This window comes from Hujiaoplasma nucleasis (genome assembly GCF_013745115.1).
In the GTDB taxonomy this organism is placed as follows: Bacteria; Bacillota_I; Bacilli_A; order Izemoplasmatales; family Hujiaoplasmataceae; genus Hujiaoplasma; species Hujiaoplasma nucleasis.
This window is the reverse complement of sequence record NZ_CP051151.1, coordinates 1761864-1776461: the sequence shown is the minus strand read 5'-3', so window position 1 is coordinate 1776461 and position 14598 is coordinate 1761864. Positions and strand designations below refer to the sequence as shown.

Annotated in this window: 16 protein-coding genes; 6 read left to right on the top strand and 10 right to left on the bottom strand. The window is 30.0% G+C overall.

Annotation, left to right across the window (positions count from 1 at the left end):
- Positions 1–50: 50 nt before the first annotated feature.
- A complete protein-coding gene (typA, locus tag HF295_RS08550; protein WP_312031760.1) occupies positions 51–1865 on the bottom strand; it encodes a translational GTPase TypA in 1815 nt (604 codons plus the stop codon).
- Positions 1866–1991: 126 nt separating this feature from the next.
- On the opposite strand from typA, the gene HF295_RS08545 reads away from it, so the two are divergent.
- A complete protein-coding gene (locus HF295_RS08545) occupies positions 1992–2648 on the top strand; it encodes an HAD family hydrolase (RefSeq protein WP_312031759.1) in 657 nt (218 codons plus the stop codon).
- 90 nt (positions 2649–2738) lie between these two features.
- Here HF295_RS08545 and HF295_RS08540 read toward each other — a convergent pair whose 3' ends face one another.
- From HF295_RS08540 to HF295_RS08515, 6 genes are all read right to left on the bottom strand, one after another.
- Positions 2739–3740, bottom strand: a complete 1002-nt coding sequence (locus HF295_RS08540) for a hypothetical protein (RefSeq protein ID WP_312031758.1) — start codon at positions 3738–3740, stop codon at positions 2739–2741.
- 338 nt (positions 3741–4078) lie between these two features.
- Positions 4079–4297 carry a hypothetical protein gene (locus tag HF295_RS08535; protein ID WP_312031757.1) on the bottom strand — a complete coding sequence of 73 codons (219 nt, stop codon included), beginning with the start codon at positions 4295–4297 and terminating at the stop codon, positions 4079–4081.
- Positions 4298–4566: 269 nt separating this feature from the next.
- Positions 4567–5430 (bottom strand): NAD(P)/FAD-dependent oxidoreductase, encoded by an 864-nt coding sequence (locus tag HF295_RS08530; protein WP_312031756.1) that lies wholly within the window; start codon positions 5428–5430, stop codon positions 4567–4569.
- A gap of 2 nt (positions 5431–5432) precedes the next feature.
- Positions 5433–5744: a thioredoxin gene (gene trxA / locus HF295_RS08525; protein ID WP_312031755.1), complete on the bottom strand. Its 312-nt coding sequence runs from the start codon at positions 5742–5744 to the stop codon at positions 5433–5435.
- An 81-nt stretch (positions 5745–5825) separates the two neighbouring features.
- Complete coding sequence (locus HF295_RS08520) at positions 5826–6284, bottom strand: GNAT family N-acetyltransferase (RefSeq protein ID WP_312031754.1); 459 nt, start codon at positions 6282–6284, stop codon at positions 5826–5828.
- Between the two features lie 2 nt (positions 6285–6286).
- Positions 6287–6859, bottom strand: a complete 573-nt coding sequence (locus tag HF295_RS08515; protein WP_312031753.1) for a hypothetical protein — start codon at positions 6857–6859, stop codon at positions 6287–6289.
- A 122-nt stretch (positions 6860–6981) separates the two neighbouring features.
- Here HF295_RS08515 and HF295_RS08510 point away from each other — a divergent pair, with 122 nt between their 5' ends.
- The 3 genes from HF295_RS08510 to HF295_RS08500 all read left to right on the top strand — a co-directional run bounded on the left by HF295_RS08510 (position 6982) and on the right by HF295_RS08500 (position 9640).
- Entirely contained in the window at positions 6982–8304 is a 1323-nt protein-coding gene (locus tag HF295_RS08510) for a TrkH family potassium uptake protein (RefSeq protein ID WP_312031752.1), read from the top strand.
- Between the two features lie 84 nt (positions 8305–8388).
- A complete protein-coding gene (locus HF295_RS08505; protein WP_312031751.1) occupies positions 8389–8751 on the top strand; it encodes a PadR family transcriptional regulator in 363 nt (120 codons plus the stop codon).
- The gene (locus tag HF295_RS08500) at positions 8708–9640 is read left to right on the top strand and encodes a DUF4097 family beta strand repeat-containing protein (protein ID WP_312031750.1); all 933 of its coding nucleotides are present in this window, start codon (positions 8708–8710) and stop codon (positions 9638–9640) included. Before HF295_RS08505 ends, HF295_RS08500 begins: the two co-directional genes overlap by 44 nt.
- Before the next feature lie 35 nt (positions 9641–9675).
- On the opposite strand, the gene HF295_RS08495 is transcribed toward HF295_RS08500, so the two are convergent.
- Genes HF295_RS08495 through HF295_RS08485 form a run of 3 tightly spaced genes read right to left on the bottom strand, consistent with a single transcriptional unit; the run spans position 9676 to position 12561 of the window.
- On the bottom strand, positions 9676–10347 hold the full coding sequence (locus tag HF295_RS08495) for a DUF6320 domain-containing protein (RefSeq protein WP_312031749.1): 672 nt from the start codon (positions 10345–10347) through the stop codon (positions 9676–9678).
- Complete coding sequence (locus HF295_RS08490) at positions 10344–11645, bottom strand: hypothetical protein (RefSeq protein WP_312031748.1); 1302 nt, start codon at positions 11643–11645, stop codon at positions 10344–10346. The genes HF295_RS08495 and HF295_RS08490 overlap by 4 nt, the downstream gene beginning before the upstream one ends.
- Positions 11626–12561, bottom strand: coding sequence for an alpha/beta hydrolase (locus HF295_RS08485; protein ID WP_312031747.1), 936 nt, complete (start codon positions 12559–12561; stop codon positions 11626–11628). The genes HF295_RS08490 and HF295_RS08485 overlap by 20 nt, the downstream gene beginning before the upstream one ends.
- A 104-nt stretch (positions 12562–12665) precedes the next feature.
- Here HF295_RS08485 and pepT point away from each other — a divergent pair, with 104 nt between their 5' ends.
- Positions 12666–13886, top strand: coding sequence for a peptidase T (gene pepT / locus HF295_RS08480; protein WP_312031746.1), 1221 nt, complete (start codon positions 12666–12668; stop codon positions 13884–13886).
- A gap of 64 nt (positions 13887–13950) precedes the next feature.
- Positions 13951–14544, top strand: a complete 594-nt coding sequence (locus HF295_RS08475) for a hypothetical protein (RefSeq protein ID WP_312031745.1) — start codon at positions 13951–13953, stop codon at positions 14542–14544.
- Positions 14545–14598: the final 54 nt, after the last annotated feature.

Sequence of the window (14598 nt, the reverse complement as noted above, 5' to 3'; positions counted from 1 at the left end):
CACTTTGAATAGTAAATACAATTAAAAAAAATACCAGATTAAGTCTGGTATTAGTCCATCATTTGTTTGTTATATCTTTTTCTTTCAATTTCATCCAAGACCTTTTTTCTTAAACGAATAGCGTCGGGTGTGATTTCTACAAGTTCATCTTGCCCAATAAATTCTAAGGCTTCTTCCATAGTTAACTTCAAAGGATCCAATAATTTAATGGCTTCATCTGATGCACTAGCTCTCACATTGGTTAAATTTTTATTTTTACATGGATTTACCACCAAGTCATTATCTCTTGAATTTAAACCAACTATCATCCCTGCATATACATCTGTGGCCGGATCCACCATCATTCTTCCTCTTTCAGATAGATTGAATAGGGAATATGCCATTGTTTTTCCAGCTTCTTTTGCTATAAAAACGCCATTTCTTCTTTGCTCAATAGGTCCAGCAAACAAATCATATCCAGCAAATGATTTTTCCATCACTCCCATGCCTCTCGTAGAGTTGATAAATTCACTTCGATAACCTATTAATCCTCTTGTTGGAACAAGATATTCTAATTTAGTATAACCAGTCTCACTATCCATGGCAAGCATGGTTCCTTTTTTCATATTGAGTGCACTAATCACTTGTCCACTATATTCATCTGGACATGATACAATGACTTTTTCAAAAGGCTCTAATTTATTACCTTCATCATCTACTTGATACAATACTTCAGGTTTCGACACACAAAGTTCAAAGCCCTCTCTTCTCATATTTTCTAGTAAAATAGATAAGTGAAGTTCTCCCCTTCCATTGACCTTATAACCATTATCGATTTCTTCCACTTCTAAACCAATGTTGGTTTCTAATTCTTTCATCAATCGATCTCTTATTTGTCTGGTTGTTACTAAATGACCACTTCGTCCAACAAAAGGACCATCATTGACTAAAAAGTTCATAGATAATGTAGGTTTTTCTATATCAATCATCTCCATAGGTTCAACCATGGATTCATCACAAATGACTTCACCAATAGAAATATGAGATATCCCACTGAAGGTTACAATATCTCCTGAATAAGCTTTGTCTTTTTCAACTTTGCTTAGTCCTTCGTTCACATAAATATGATTCACTTTAACTTTTTCTTCTGAGCCATTTCTTTTAATTAGAACATAATTTTTCTTAGTTTCTAAGGTGCCTCTAGTTATTCTTCCAATCCCTAATCTTCCTAAATAGTCGTCATAAGACAATGATGATATTTGTAATTGTAGAGGTTCGTCAGAATTATCTGGATAAGCTTGAGTGTGTTTTAATAGCAAATCAAATAAAGGTTCTAAGTTCTCACCTTCATCTTCTAAATTTTCTAAAGCAATACCATCTCTTGCTTGGCCATAAATTATTGGAAAATCTAATTGTTCGTGGTTAGCCCCTAAATCTAAAAACAAATCAAAACATTCATCCACAACTTCTATGGCTCTTTGATCAGATTTATCAATTTTATTGATAAATACTATCGGTTTTAATCCTCTTTCTAAAGCTTTATGTAAAACCACCCTTGTTTGAGGCATAGGTCCTTCAGATGAATCAACAAGCAAGATGACTGTGTCAACAGTCTTAATGATTCTCTCAACTTCGCTTGAAAAATCAGCGTGTCCTGGAGTATCAACGATATTAATCTTTGTGCCTTTGTGTTCAATTGCACAATTTTTAGAATAGATTGTAATTCCTCTTTCTCTTTCAAGATCATTGGAATCCATGACTTGTTCTATTAAGATTTCTTTATCATGAAAGACTCCTGATTGTTGTAGTAAGGCATCAACTAAAGTTGATTTACCTGCATCGACATGGGCTACCACAGCGACATTGATGATTGATTTGTTTCTCATAAAATTTGTTCCTCCAAAAAATTGCATACATTACACTATACCATATATTTGAAAATCATAAAGAAATTTCGCTCTCAGATAGAATATTTTATATTTATTGTGATATAATTCAAAAAAGGAGTTTACATGAAACTAGCAATTTATGATTTTGACGGCACTTATGTCTCAAAACAAACTTTACCTTTACTTTATAAGTTATGGAAAAAGAAAAAATTAAATAAGGCCATGTATAAAAAGATTTGGTATGGTTTTGTATGGAGATATATCTTATATAAACTAAAAATATTTGGTTGGGATAAAAGAAGAATCAATCCTTATACAATGAGAAAAACAGCTGACTTATTTAGGTCTATATCTAGAGAATCATTAGATCAGTTTTTAATTGATCATTATCATAACATCCAATCAGTTGTTTTCCACCCCCTCAAAACTCAAATTCAAGAAGATAAAAAAAATGGTTTTCATATTGTTTTATTATCTGGAAATTTAGATATTATCTTACAAGCATTTAAAAATGATGGATTTGATACTATTATTGGTTCCAAATCAATGAAAAATGGCGAAATTCTATCTTCAAAAGATATTGAAGTTATTATTGAAGACAAAAAAAGAGAGATGATTTTGAAGCACTTCCCACAAGCTGACTTAAAAGCATCTAAAGCTTATGCTGACAATGGATATGATATTCCTGTATTAGAAATGGTTGGTAATGCTTTTGCGGTTAACCCTGATAAAGAACTAGAGAAGCATGCAATAAAAAATAATTGGATAATTATTAGATAGTGCGTTACAGAGAAGTAACCTTTATATAATTATTTTCCCTACAGAAAAAAACTCATCGATATTAAGTCGATGAGTTTTTAATATGGTTCTTTAATCTATTGTATTGTGGTATGGTCTATCCGCGTAAGCACCATTCGGGTAGTAAAAATCAAAACGAGGCTTAATAATGGTATTGATCCCAACCGTATTTTTTTCTAATGAAACCACAATCGTGCTTGAAACCAAGTCTGTCGTAGTAATTAAGGATAACGTTGCAGATATGACAATTTCCAAGGTATTCTCATTGATAAAGTATGCATCAGTTGCTTCATGTATATGAACGGAACTAGATTGTTCAGATGTCATAATCACTAAATCGTAATCATTAAAATATGATGCACTTAAATCATAATTGTCTTCTGGAAAAGATAATAAATAATCATCATAATTATCTATCACAATCACATTATTTTGCCCACCATGACCAGTCAATAAATCAACATGAGTCACTGATATAGAATCAAAAATAATCTCCGTATTGAAATACATATCAGTCAACTCAATAAGATCATCAATAGTATCTTCTAAAGTTAAAAAATATGATTTCATTACAGTATTTAATTCTATCAAAGGCTGACTTGTTTTTCCTGTTTGATAGATATTTTGTAAATCACTAAAATCATTAAACAAAGCTACTTTGGTTCGATAAGTTAACATAACTAGTGTAGAAAACATTGAAATGAATAAATCATCATGGCTAAGGTTTTCTAATTCAAGCTCATCATAATACTCTTGGTTATTCGTTTCATAAAATTCTTTTTTTTCAGCTATGGTACTTCCAGCTTCTGAGGTATCATAATTAAACCAAATAAAGACTGTTGCATATACAAATATTTCCGGATCATAATTATCATAAGTCGGAAAATATGCATTCCACTGATTTTCAATATGAACTGTTGTCTCCTCTGTCTGTGATGTCATAATCGCCATTTCTTCTGTAGTTGTTCCTTCGGTATTAGATAATGTCGTAGATTCACTATCCAAATTCGAACAAGCACCTAAGGTAAAGATCAATATAAGTAAAGATAATGTTAATAATATTTTCTTTTTCATATTATTCACTCCCCTTTAAAATCAATTATAGTATAAGTTTTATATTTTAATATATCAAGATTATGAATGTGTCATACAGATATTTTACAGTAGGTTACAAAAGAAAAGGATAATAATACAATCTTCTTCTTAAAAAAACTTATTTAACTTATAAATAAACAAATAAATAAAGACAAAAAGATTCTATGTTTTATTAAAATTACCTAGTTTTCAAAGAATTGATTTTGATGAGCGCATAAAAGAAAAAAATTTATTAAAGCATTAAAAAATAGTGATTTTAAATCGTTAATGATAAAAAAACAGAATCTTATGAATATAATATATCTGATAATTTTAAACTATAAGAAAGATTTAATAATAAAGAATAAAATAATCGCGACAATGATACCAATAAATGTAATGACTGAAATCCAATTACGTCGATTCATTGCTTCGAAGCGTTTAAGATCTTCATCTTGTCCCTTATCTATAGCATTATATCGAGTGCTGTGATGACGATCACTATTTGAAATTCTTGTTTGATTATAGGTGGTGCCTTTATTATCATCTAAAGCCATATGAACTCATCCTTTCTTTAAAAAAAACATTGAATTTATGCTTATATATTTACAAAATATGAATAAATTTATTATAGCATATATGTTTAGATATATAAAATCTGATAGAAATCAATAATGACTTATTATATTAATTAATATCTCATTGAAAGTCGATTTTTTAAAAAAATAAATATAAGTAAAAAGAAAAGATATGATTAAACACATAGAATTTATATGTGTTATTCTCACATCTTGATTATTATATTATCTTTTTAATTACCAATATGCTATAAAGCTCTCACATACTTATTAATAGCTAAGGCCGCATGTGCTCCATCACTCACTGCTTTAGCAATTTGCAATAAACCACCAATACAATCACCTGCAGCGAATAAGCCTTCAATATTTGTCATGTGTTTATCATCAACGACAATGTTATTTTTATCAATGATAGCACCCATTCTTAATGCAAAATCATTGGCTGATGGGGTTCCCATCGCTATAAATAAAGCATCAACATCATAAGTGTTGTTTTCTGTAATGACTTGATTTATGACTTCATCACCTTTTATTTCAGTGATTTTTCCATGGCAGACTTTATAATCACCCACATCTACAGTTAACTCATTAGCATCTGTAAATATAGTAATATCCTTGGTGAAATTTGATAAGGTTTCTAATTCTTCAGACATAAACTTTTTATTACCCACCACACCTATTTTTTTATTGCGGTAAATAAATCCATCACAAATGGCACAGAAAGATATACCTTTACCTGTATATTCTTTAAAACCTTTAACACGTAAATTAGGTTTGGACTGTCCTGTAGCTAAAAGAACAGTTTTTCCTTCATAGGTTTCTTTGTCGGTTTTGACAGTGAATTTATGTTCGCCAAACAAATCCTTTTCAATATCAAGTACTTCTTCTTCTTTTATTTGTACACCTAATCTTTTGGCTTGTTCTAATCCTTTGATAACAAGTTCTTTTCCGTCCATAGTATCAGAAAAACCCCAGTAATTATCGATATGTCCTGTTTTTTCTAAAGTACCATGGTCTTTCATAATGAGTAATACATCTAATTTTGATCTTTGTAAATAAATAGAGGCGGATGCACCAGCTGGGCCCCCGCCTATCACGATAACATCATGCATTCTTAAATACCTAATTTTTTAATTAAGTCTTCTTTTCTCATTAATCCGATCACTTGATTTTTAACTTGCCCATTTTCAAATAAGTATAATGTTGGTATGCTTGATACTCTATATTGGTTAGCTAAATAGCCTTCTTCATCAACATTGATTTTAGCTACTTTAACTTTTCCTTCAAATTCCTCTGAGATTTCTTCTAAGATTGGTGCAATCATTAAACAAGGTCTGCACCAAGTTGCCCAGAAATCAACGATAACTGGAATATCTGATTCTAATACTTCTTTTTTAAATGTGTCAGCTGTTACTTGTACTGGCATAATGTCTTCCTCCTAATTTGATTTAAATTCTTGTATATTTTAACATGCCCCTAAGGGTATTTCAAATACTTTGCTTATGCTTTATAAATTTGTTTCATCAATCCGAAAAATTGTCCACTCTTTCATGGGTATAGCTTGTTTTTTTAAATAGAAATCAATGGCTTTTTGATTCCAATTTAAACAAACCCATTCCATTCTTCCACAATTTTCTTTTTTTGCTTTTTCTCTTAAGAAATCAAAGAGTTGATTACCTATACCTAAATGTCTATATCTTTCATATACAAATAAGTCTTCTAGATACAAACCTTTTCTACCCTTAAATGTCGAATAATTATAAAAATATAGGGCAAATCCAACAGGTTGATTATCTGCATAGGCAATAATAACATGGGCATCTTGATCAATAAAAATGGATTTTTTAATATCTTCTAGCTTTGCTTCTACTTGGTCTTCAAGTTTTTCATAAGCAGCGATACCCTTAATAAAATCTAAGATTAAAGGACTATCTTCTATCTGTGCATCTTTAATAGTAATATTCATTATTAATCCTCAAATAAAGATAATTGATTGATTTTAGCTTTCTTTTTTTCTAATATATCTATATAGTTTTTATAGATTAAGTCAGCCACTTCAGACAAACTTAAATTCGTTGTATCAATCACCAAATCTAATCCTTGAATATGTTTTAAATTAAATTCTTTTTTATCTTCTTTTATCCTTTCTTTGATATCTTTTATTTTGTCTTTTCTTTCTTTCATTCTTTCAATTCGAATTTCTTCTTTAGTTTTTAAATAAATGGCGACTATAGGGATATCAAGTTTAAGAAACGATTGTAAACCTTTAGGTTCTAATATGATAAATTTATCATCTGCTAGTTCATTTTTAGGTGTTCCATAATGGAACTGATTATAATGTGCAGTTTCGATAAAATAACCTTGTTTTTTCTTTAATAAAAATTCTTCCCACGATAAAAAATGATAATCAAATTCATCAATTTCATTGACTCTTTTAGGTCTGGTGGTACATGTTACCACCCTAGAAATAGGATACTTGTTCATCATGATTTTAGCAGATTCAGTTTTTCCTGAGGCACTCGGCCCAACCAATACTAACATACACTCTCCTTTACCCATCCATTATAACAAATTTATATGATTATAAAAATGATAAAAGATGATTTGCTAAAAAAAAAGTTCCGGTGTATAATTTATATAACTTGTCGAATGGAGGACACTCTATGAAGAAAAGAAAATTTTCGCCTTTGATTATTATTCTCTTAAGTTTTTTTTCTATAATTGTCATTGGATCTATCCTACTAAAACTACCTTATACCACCGTTGCTAGCGGATCTTTATCATGGTATGATTCTATTTTCTTATCAGCATCAGCCGTTTGTGTAACTGGTTTATCTACTATTAGCAGCATCGGTGATTCTTTTACAATTTACGGGAAAGTCGTCTTAGCCTTACTCATTCAAATTGGTGGTTTAGGTATTGTTACTATTGCTGTTTACGTATTGGTTATATTAGGTATTAAAATTGGTGTTACAGAAAGATATTTAGTCAAAGAAGCTTTAAATCAGCCTACTCATGGTGGAATGATTAAACTTGTTAGATCTATTATCATTGTTACTTTTATCATTGAATTTATTGGAATGGGTATTAACTTTATTGTTTTTATACAAGATTTTCCTTTTTTGGAAGCTCTGGGTATATCAGCCTTCCATTCAATTTCAAGTTTTAATAATGCTGGCTTTGATATCTTAGGTGATTCTTCTTTACAAGCTTATAGCTCCAATGTATTGTTAAACATCAACACTATGTTTATGATTATTGTTGGTGGTATTGGTTTTATTGTTATTAGAGATATATTAGAAAAGAAAAATTGGAAAAATTTAACTTTATATTCAAAAATCGTCATTAAAGTTACCTTGTTCTTAATTGTTTCAGGTACATTACTCATTAAACTTTTAGAATACAATCAAGTCACTTGGTTACAAGCTATGTTTCAATCTGTCACAACTAGAACTGCTGGTTTCTCAACGGTTAATATATCTAGATTCAATTATGTCACCTTAATCGTTATTATTTCTTTTATGTTTATTGGGGCATCTCCAAACTCTACTGGTGGTGGTATTAAAACCACTACTATTTACGTTATATTTGGTTCCATTATTTCTTTCTTAAGAGGTAAGCCTTTAATCACTCATAAAAGAGTTATTGATCACGCTAATCGAATAAAAGCTTTAGTCATTGCCATGTTAGCATTTTCAATTACAGTCATCTTCTTTTTGGTCATTTCTTTGATTGAAGCAAACAATATGACTTATGATAATAAAATGCTTAATATATTATTTGAAACATTTTCTGCCTTTGGTACTGTTGGTTTATCTACTGGAATCACTACAGAAATATTACCAGCCACGAAAATTTTACTTGCTATTTTAATGTTTATTGGTCGTTTAGGACCAATCACAGTATTTGGAATAATCAATAAGAATTGGAAACAAGATTACACAGGTAAAATTGATTATCCAAAAGAATCTATCTTAGTTGGATAAAGACAAGAATAAAATCTTGTCTTTTTTTCATTTAACTATTGTGTCTTGCGCACTACTGTGTTATAATTTAGTCAAGGAGGGCTTATGAACGCACAATTTAAAAGAGGAATTATTGAACTATGTGTCTTATCTGAACTTGCCCAAGAAGATATGTATGGTTACCAGATCATCAATGAAATATCTTTACATCTCGATGTGAACGAAAACACCATCTATCCTATTTTGAGACGTTTAACTAAGGAGGGGTACTTTCAAACCTACTTACAAGAATCCTCAGGTGGACCTCCAAGAAAGTATTATAAAATGACTGAACAAGGATTTAATTTCTATTTAAAATTAAGAGATGAATGGGATCGTTTTATTGGCGGTGTCTATGATATTCTCAATAAAGGAGGGAAAAAAAATGAAGAAATACTTAGAAGATTTAAGAAAAGAACTGAAAAATAATGGTTTAAATGATTTTGATATTCAAGATATCATCGATGATTTATGTCAAATGATTCAAGAAGCTAAAAACGAGGGATTAAATGATGAGGACATCCCTAATAAATTCGGAAAACCTGAGGACTTAGCTAGAGATTTGGCTAAAGACTCAAAAGGAGACGAAGAGAATACCACTAAGTATTCTGATATTTTGTTAACATCAACAAGTGCTAGGAAAATTGAAATTAGACTTATTAATGAAGACATCATTATAAAACAAAGCAAAAATAATGAATTTGAAATTTATGGAGAAAATATCATTAAATCTAACTACATTATAAAAGAAGACCATAATTGTATATCTATTGAAAGAAAAATGGGTTTCCTATCCAAGATAAAATCTTTCTCACAATCTGGAGAATCATTCACCATAAAAGTTCCAAAGGTTCAATTGGACCTAGTCAACATCAATAGTAAATCTTCTGATGCAAATATTGAAGATTTAGATTTAGTTGATTTAAACCTAAATACCATAAGTGGTGATTATAAAATAAGAAATGTACATGGAGATTCTTTTAAAGTTAAAAATATCTCCGGAGATATAATTTTGGATGAAATTTCTTTTGACAGTATGAGTGTATCTAATGTTAGTGGCGATTTTTCAATAAAAAAAGCTCACATAAAAAATCAACTCAATATTAATACAGTATCAGGAGATTATAAAGTCAATGACTCAGATACAAAAGATTTGACCTATCATTCTGTGTCTGGAGATTTTATAGGGCAAGAATTTTATCCTGAATCAGTATCTTTAAAATCAGTTTCTGGAGACATCAAAATTATAAACAAGGATCATGACCGTAAAATTACCATTAAAAGTAAAAAAAGTTTATCTGGAGACATCAGTATATAAAAATAGTGTTCATCATCCGATGAACACTATTTTTTTTATGCATGAAATCTTTTTTTAATTTCGTCTTTAATTGATTTTGGAAAAAAGAATATAATAAAGAAAAATATAAATACCGCAAAAGCTACTGAAGTTAAGGAAGGCCATTCAACATTAATCACCTTCAACAACAACAAGACAACGGGTATTATTGAAAAAATCACAATTAATAATAGATATGAGATATAATCACGGTAGTTTATTCTTTTAATCCATATGATTAATGATATTGAGAAATTACAAGTCAATAACAATAATGGTGCTACATAATCTAAAGCCCATCCTTCAGAAAACGATAGTTCATCGACCATATATAGAAACAAGATAGTGACTATGGTTAAAAAGAATAGTTTCGATGCAATATTATGCCTTGATAATATACCAACTGTCATAAATATCCAGAAGAACAAGATACTTCCAATAGGGATCAAGGCCCATAATTGTTCTAAGCCTGTAATGATATTTAATATCACTAATATCACAATACTTGTGGTAGACAAGAACAACATTATTTTTTTTAACAAACTTTTAACTGGTCTTAAGTTTCCTTCATAAGTAGGGTATTTTTCTATAACTTCTTCGCTTTTTGTTGTTTCTAGAGTTTGGTGGCACAAAGGACAAAATTCATGATTTGTTTTTATGGTTATTTCACATTTATTACAATATTTCATGCGTAATCCTCCACATAATTACTTTCAATTTCAATATCCAATCCTTGTTTTCTTAGGTGTCTAAAGAATTCTCTTTCAATTTTGGTTTCAATAATCGATCTCGTAAAGGTAATTTTAAATTTATTCTCGTAAGTCATAATAGAACAATTGACTGTGTTAAATTTACCCGCATAGACTGCAGCCGTGACATCGTGAACATAGGATTTCATGGATTCTGGCAATACCACTCGTCCAATATTGGTTAAACTCATGGTATTTAATTTAATTCCCAACATAGAATAACCTATTTTTAATACGAAGTTTTTTAAAAAATATGGGGTAATTCTCAAAAATATATTTTTTTCGAAAGCAACATTTTCACTCATTTTCCTAATGAGTTCTTCTTTTTCTATACCCTTGGCAAATTGGATTTTCACCAATGCTTTTATTTCTTCAAAAGTTATATCTGGTTTATTCATGACCATATCGGTTTTTATAAAATTAGAAAAATTTCTTAGGGTATTCGAAGGAAAGTGTTTTCTTAAATTAACAGGAACAAATATTTTTACAGGTCTTTGATTAGATTTTATATGTTCTCTATATTGGATTTGAGTGATATAAATTACATACATCATCAAAGCAGTTAAATACTCTGTAACAGTCATTTCATGACTTCTAGCAAGATTTAACATTTGCTTTGTATCAATGACACCTGATATCAAGCCTGTAAAATCTTCATCAATGTGTGTCCCTTTAATACGGTAAGCTTTTTGTTCAGGAATATGTTTTCTATTTTTACGATCATAAAACTTGGCATTTGCATCTTCATATTCTTCAAATTCAGGTTTTTCATTCTTTGTTAAAATTAAATTATCTGGTGTTATTTCTTTACCTACTAATAATAAGTATTCAAAAGTTAAAGATTTTAATAGTTCCATAACACCACCACCATCAGCTAAAGAATGAAACATTTCTATGGCTATGTCTTTTTGGTGGTAATATACTTTGAATAAGTAACCATTGTTTTCTAGTGTGTCCATTTCAGAACAAATTTGGTGGTTCATGGGTTGTATAATAAAAGGTTTTGAATTGTAATCAAAGTAAGTCCAAAATAAACCTTTTTTTAATTTTACTTTAAACATCGGATATCGTTCAAGAATTAAATTGACTGCTTCTTGTAATTTTTCAGCATTGATATCCTCAGTTAAAGTGATGGTCACTCTAAAAGTATTTGTTTCGCTTCTATTAGATACAGTCGGAAATATTTTCGCTGAATTATCTAGTTTAAACCAATCTTGACTAGTCTTTGTTTTTGCCATTGTTTTTCTCCTCACTGAACTGTTTGTTTAAATATTCTTCAATAATCTCCCATGCTTTTCTAGATGATGACATCACCTTAAATCCTAGAGGAAAAACATGAAACATTCGAGCGAATTCATGAACGATGGCATTTGGATGTTTTAATCCTATAGCCAAGGTATCGGACTTAATCAGTTCATCACCACCCACAAACATTAATAAGTTAGGTAGTTTATTATAGTCTCCATATTTAGGAGAGACTTTGTCATGTTTATATGAATAATTACCTGCATAAGCTAATTTATCTAGTTTTGTGTCTCCCACCCTAAAAAATATGTCTTTATGCATATTATACTTGTAAGAATCTCCTTCTGCAGCAAAATCTGTCCAAGCAGACATGGTAATAATTGCTTTAGGTAGGGGTAAACCTTGATCTTTGATTTCATAAGCCAGTGCTAAGACTAGTCCGCCACCAGCACTGTCTCCAGTAAAAATAATATTTTCTGCTTTATATTCTTCTAACAATTTTTTATATATTGAAAAAACTTCATTTAAGGCTTTGGGAAAAGGATATTTAGGTGCTAAAGAATAATAGGGAGATACCACTTTAAATTCAGGATGAATTTTAATATACTTATGTGCCATGTCTCTATAATTATCATTAAAATCATATAAATAAGCTCCCCCATGCAATTGCAATAGACAATGCTTAGGATTTTGATTTTTATATTGCAAGGTTTCTACTTTGATACCCTGCATGGTTTGAATATTCCATAAGACTTTTTTCGGATAGTGATAATGTTTTGAGTTTCCTTCATAGAAACGATCGGTAATATTCAATTTGCTTAATGTTTTCTTAATAATAAATCCTAATTTTACAAGTTGAACTCCAAATAAATCATCTAAATGATGCTTGTGTAAAAAATGTTTTCCCATAGCATCTCCTTTTTTGATATTATAACATAATTTCAATATTATTATTTGATAAAAAGAAATATACTATGTTAAAATAGGACCAGGAAAAGAGAGGTATACTAAATATGGAATTATTAGAAAGATTTTTAAAGTATGTAACTTACGACACCCAATCTGATTCAAATTCTAAAACTTATCCTTCGACGGATAAGCAATTGATTTTATTAAAAGACTTATTAAAAGAACTTAATCAAATGGGAATTAAGGCTGATATGGACCAATATGGTTATGTCATCGGAAGAATTCCGAGTAATCTTGACAAATTAGTCCCTAGCCTTGCTTTAATTGCTCATGTAGATACATCGCCTGATGCAAGCGGAAAAAATGTTAAAGCTAAAATCATTAAAGCTTATCAAGGCGGAAGATTATTGTTGAATGAAGAAAAAGAGATTTATTTAGATCCTAAACAATTCCCAAATTTATTGGATAAAATAGATGATGATTTGATTGTAACGGATGGAACAACCTTACTTGGCGCCGATGATAAATTAGGTGTAGCAGAAATCATGACTATAGCTGAAGAATTACAAGAACATCCAGAGATTAAACATGGCGATATTGTTATTGTATTTACACCTGATGAAGAGGTTGGCACAGGGACTGAATTCATTGACATAAAAAAAATTAATGCAGATTTCGCTTTTACTTTGGATGGATCAAAGGTTGGCGAAATTGCTTATGAAAACTTTAACGCAGCCAGTGCTCATCTCACTTTTTATGGTAGATCAGTTCATCCTGGTTCCGCTAAAAACAAACTTATAAATTCATTGGATATAGCCAATGAATTTTATGGTTTATTACCAAAAAATCTAAAAGCAGAACTTACTGAGGATTATGAAGGGTTTAATCATTTGGTGAGTCAATCAGGAACTGTTGAAAAAACAACAATGATGATGATTATTAGAAACCATGATAAGCTTTTATTTGATAAGCAAAAAGCAGACTTTTTGAACATTCAAAATTTTATCAATAAAAAATATGGTTTCCATGCTTGTGATTTACAGATTAAAGACTCATACTATAATATGGTAGAAATCTTAAAAAATCACCAAAGTAAAATTAATATTGCTATTGAAGCCATTAAAGAACATGGATTTGAACCAATCATTGAACCAATTCGAGGTGGAACTGATGGTGCTAGACTATCTTTTATGGGCTTACCATGTCCTAATTTAGGTACTGGCGGTTATAATTTCCATGGTCCTTTTGAGTATGCTTCAGTTAAAGAAATGTATATGGCTAAGGAAATTGTTAAAAGCATTATTTATAAGTTTACTCAGTTATAATCCATTTCTAGTCTTTATTTACTTTTATAATTGAATGTGTTATGATTTTTAAAAAGGAGCGTCTATGCGTAGAAACATCAACATCAGCCTTATACTAATATCCGGCTTATTATTTGGACTATTTCAATCTTTAAATACGCCGTTTATGTTAATACCTGTCTTAGTATTTAATGTTTTATGCTTAATTTTCTATCGGAGCACTAGATTAATCACTGCCTTCCATGCAACCAACATTTTTTTAATCACTGGATTTATTGGAAGAGCCTTTATATTGATTCCTGACACAGGAGCCATTATGTTGTTTTCAGCCTTTGTCGATGTTGGTAGTTTTGCTATATTCTTTGTAACTTTTGGAATTATGTTACAAAATCAATTGCCAAGATTAATGGAAAGACTACTAATGTTTATTGCCATATACTACATAGCTTTTTACACATCGACTAGATTTTCAATTATCGCCCAATTAAGAACACTTTTTTCTCCCAATAGACAGGACATGCTTGAAGCTGTCAACGGTTTTGTTATTGTTAATTACGTTTTTATTGGAATCATTACTTTGGTTCAAGCTTATTTAATATTTCGCTTTGATGATATAAAAACTAGAGAAGACTATCGAGAAAATAAGAGACGTGAAGAAATAGAAAATATGTTCTATTAAGTTAAAACTCTAAATAAGTTTTAACTTTTTTTTATGTGGTATAATAACTATGAG

What these genes read in the sequence shown, in the direction of transcription:
- HF295_RS08515 (WP_312031753.1), bottom strand. Translation starts at nt 6,859, where the DNA reads ATGTTAGTATTGGTTGGGCCGAGTGCCTCAGGAAAAACTGAATCTGCT.
- typA (WP_312031760.1), bottom strand. Translation starts at nt 1,865, where the DNA reads ATGAGAAACAAATCAATCATCAATGTCGCTGTGGTAGCCCATGTCGAT.
- HF295_RS08500 (WP_312031750.1), top strand. Translation starts at nt 8,708, where the DNA reads ATGAAGAAATACTTAGAAGATTTAAGAAAAGAACTGAAAAATAATGGT.
- HF295_RS08495 (WP_312031749.1), bottom strand. Translation starts at nt 10,347, where the DNA reads ATGAAATATTGTAATAAATGTGAAATAACCATAAAAACAAATCATGAA.
- HF295_RS08530 (WP_312031756.1), bottom strand. Translation starts at nt 5,430, where the DNA reads ATGCATGATGTTATCGTGATAGGCGGGGGCCCAGCTGGTGCATCCGCC.
- HF295_RS08505 (WP_312031751.1), top strand. Translation starts at nt 8,389, where the DNA reads ATGAACGCACAATTTAAAAGAGGAATTATTGAACTATGTGTCTTATCT.
- HF295_RS08535 (WP_312031757.1), bottom strand. Translation starts at nt 4,297, where the DNA reads ATGGCTTTAGATGATAATAAAGGCACCACCTATAATCAAACAAGAATT.
- HF295_RS08540 (WP_312031758.1), bottom strand. Translation starts at nt 3,740, where the DNA reads ATGAAAAAGAAAATATTATTAACATTATCTTTACTTATATTGATCTTT.
- HF295_RS08510 (WP_312031752.1), top strand. Translation starts at nt 6,982, where the DNA reads ATGAAGAAAAGAAAATTTTCGCCTTTGATTATTATTCTCTTAAGTTTT.
- pepT (WP_312031746.1), top strand. Translation starts at nt 12,666, where the DNA reads ATGGAATTATTAGAAAGATTTTTAAAGTATGTAACTTACGACACCCAA.
- HF295_RS08475 (WP_312031745.1), top strand. Translation starts at nt 13,951, where the DNA reads ATGCGTAGAAACATCAACATCAGCCTTATACTAATATCCGGCTTATTA.
- trxA (WP_312031755.1), bottom strand. Translation starts at nt 5,744, where the DNA reads ATGCCAGTACAAGTAACAGCTGACACATTTAAAAAAGAAGTATTAGAA.
- HF295_RS08545 (WP_312031759.1), top strand. Translation starts at nt 1,992, where the DNA reads ATGAAACTAGCAATTTATGATTTTGACGGCACTTATGTCTCAAAACAA.
- HF295_RS08520 (WP_312031754.1), bottom strand. Translation starts at nt 6,284, where the DNA reads ATGAATATTACTATTAAAGATGCACAGATAGAAGATAGTCCTTTAATC.
- HF295_RS08485 (WP_312031747.1), bottom strand. Translation starts at nt 12,561, where the DNA reads ATGGGAAAACATTTTTTACACAAGCATCATTTAGATGATTTATTTGGA.
- HF295_RS08490 (WP_312031748.1), bottom strand. Translation starts at nt 11,645, where the DNA reads ATGGCAAAAACAAAGACTAGTCAAGATTGGTTTAAACTAGATAATTCA.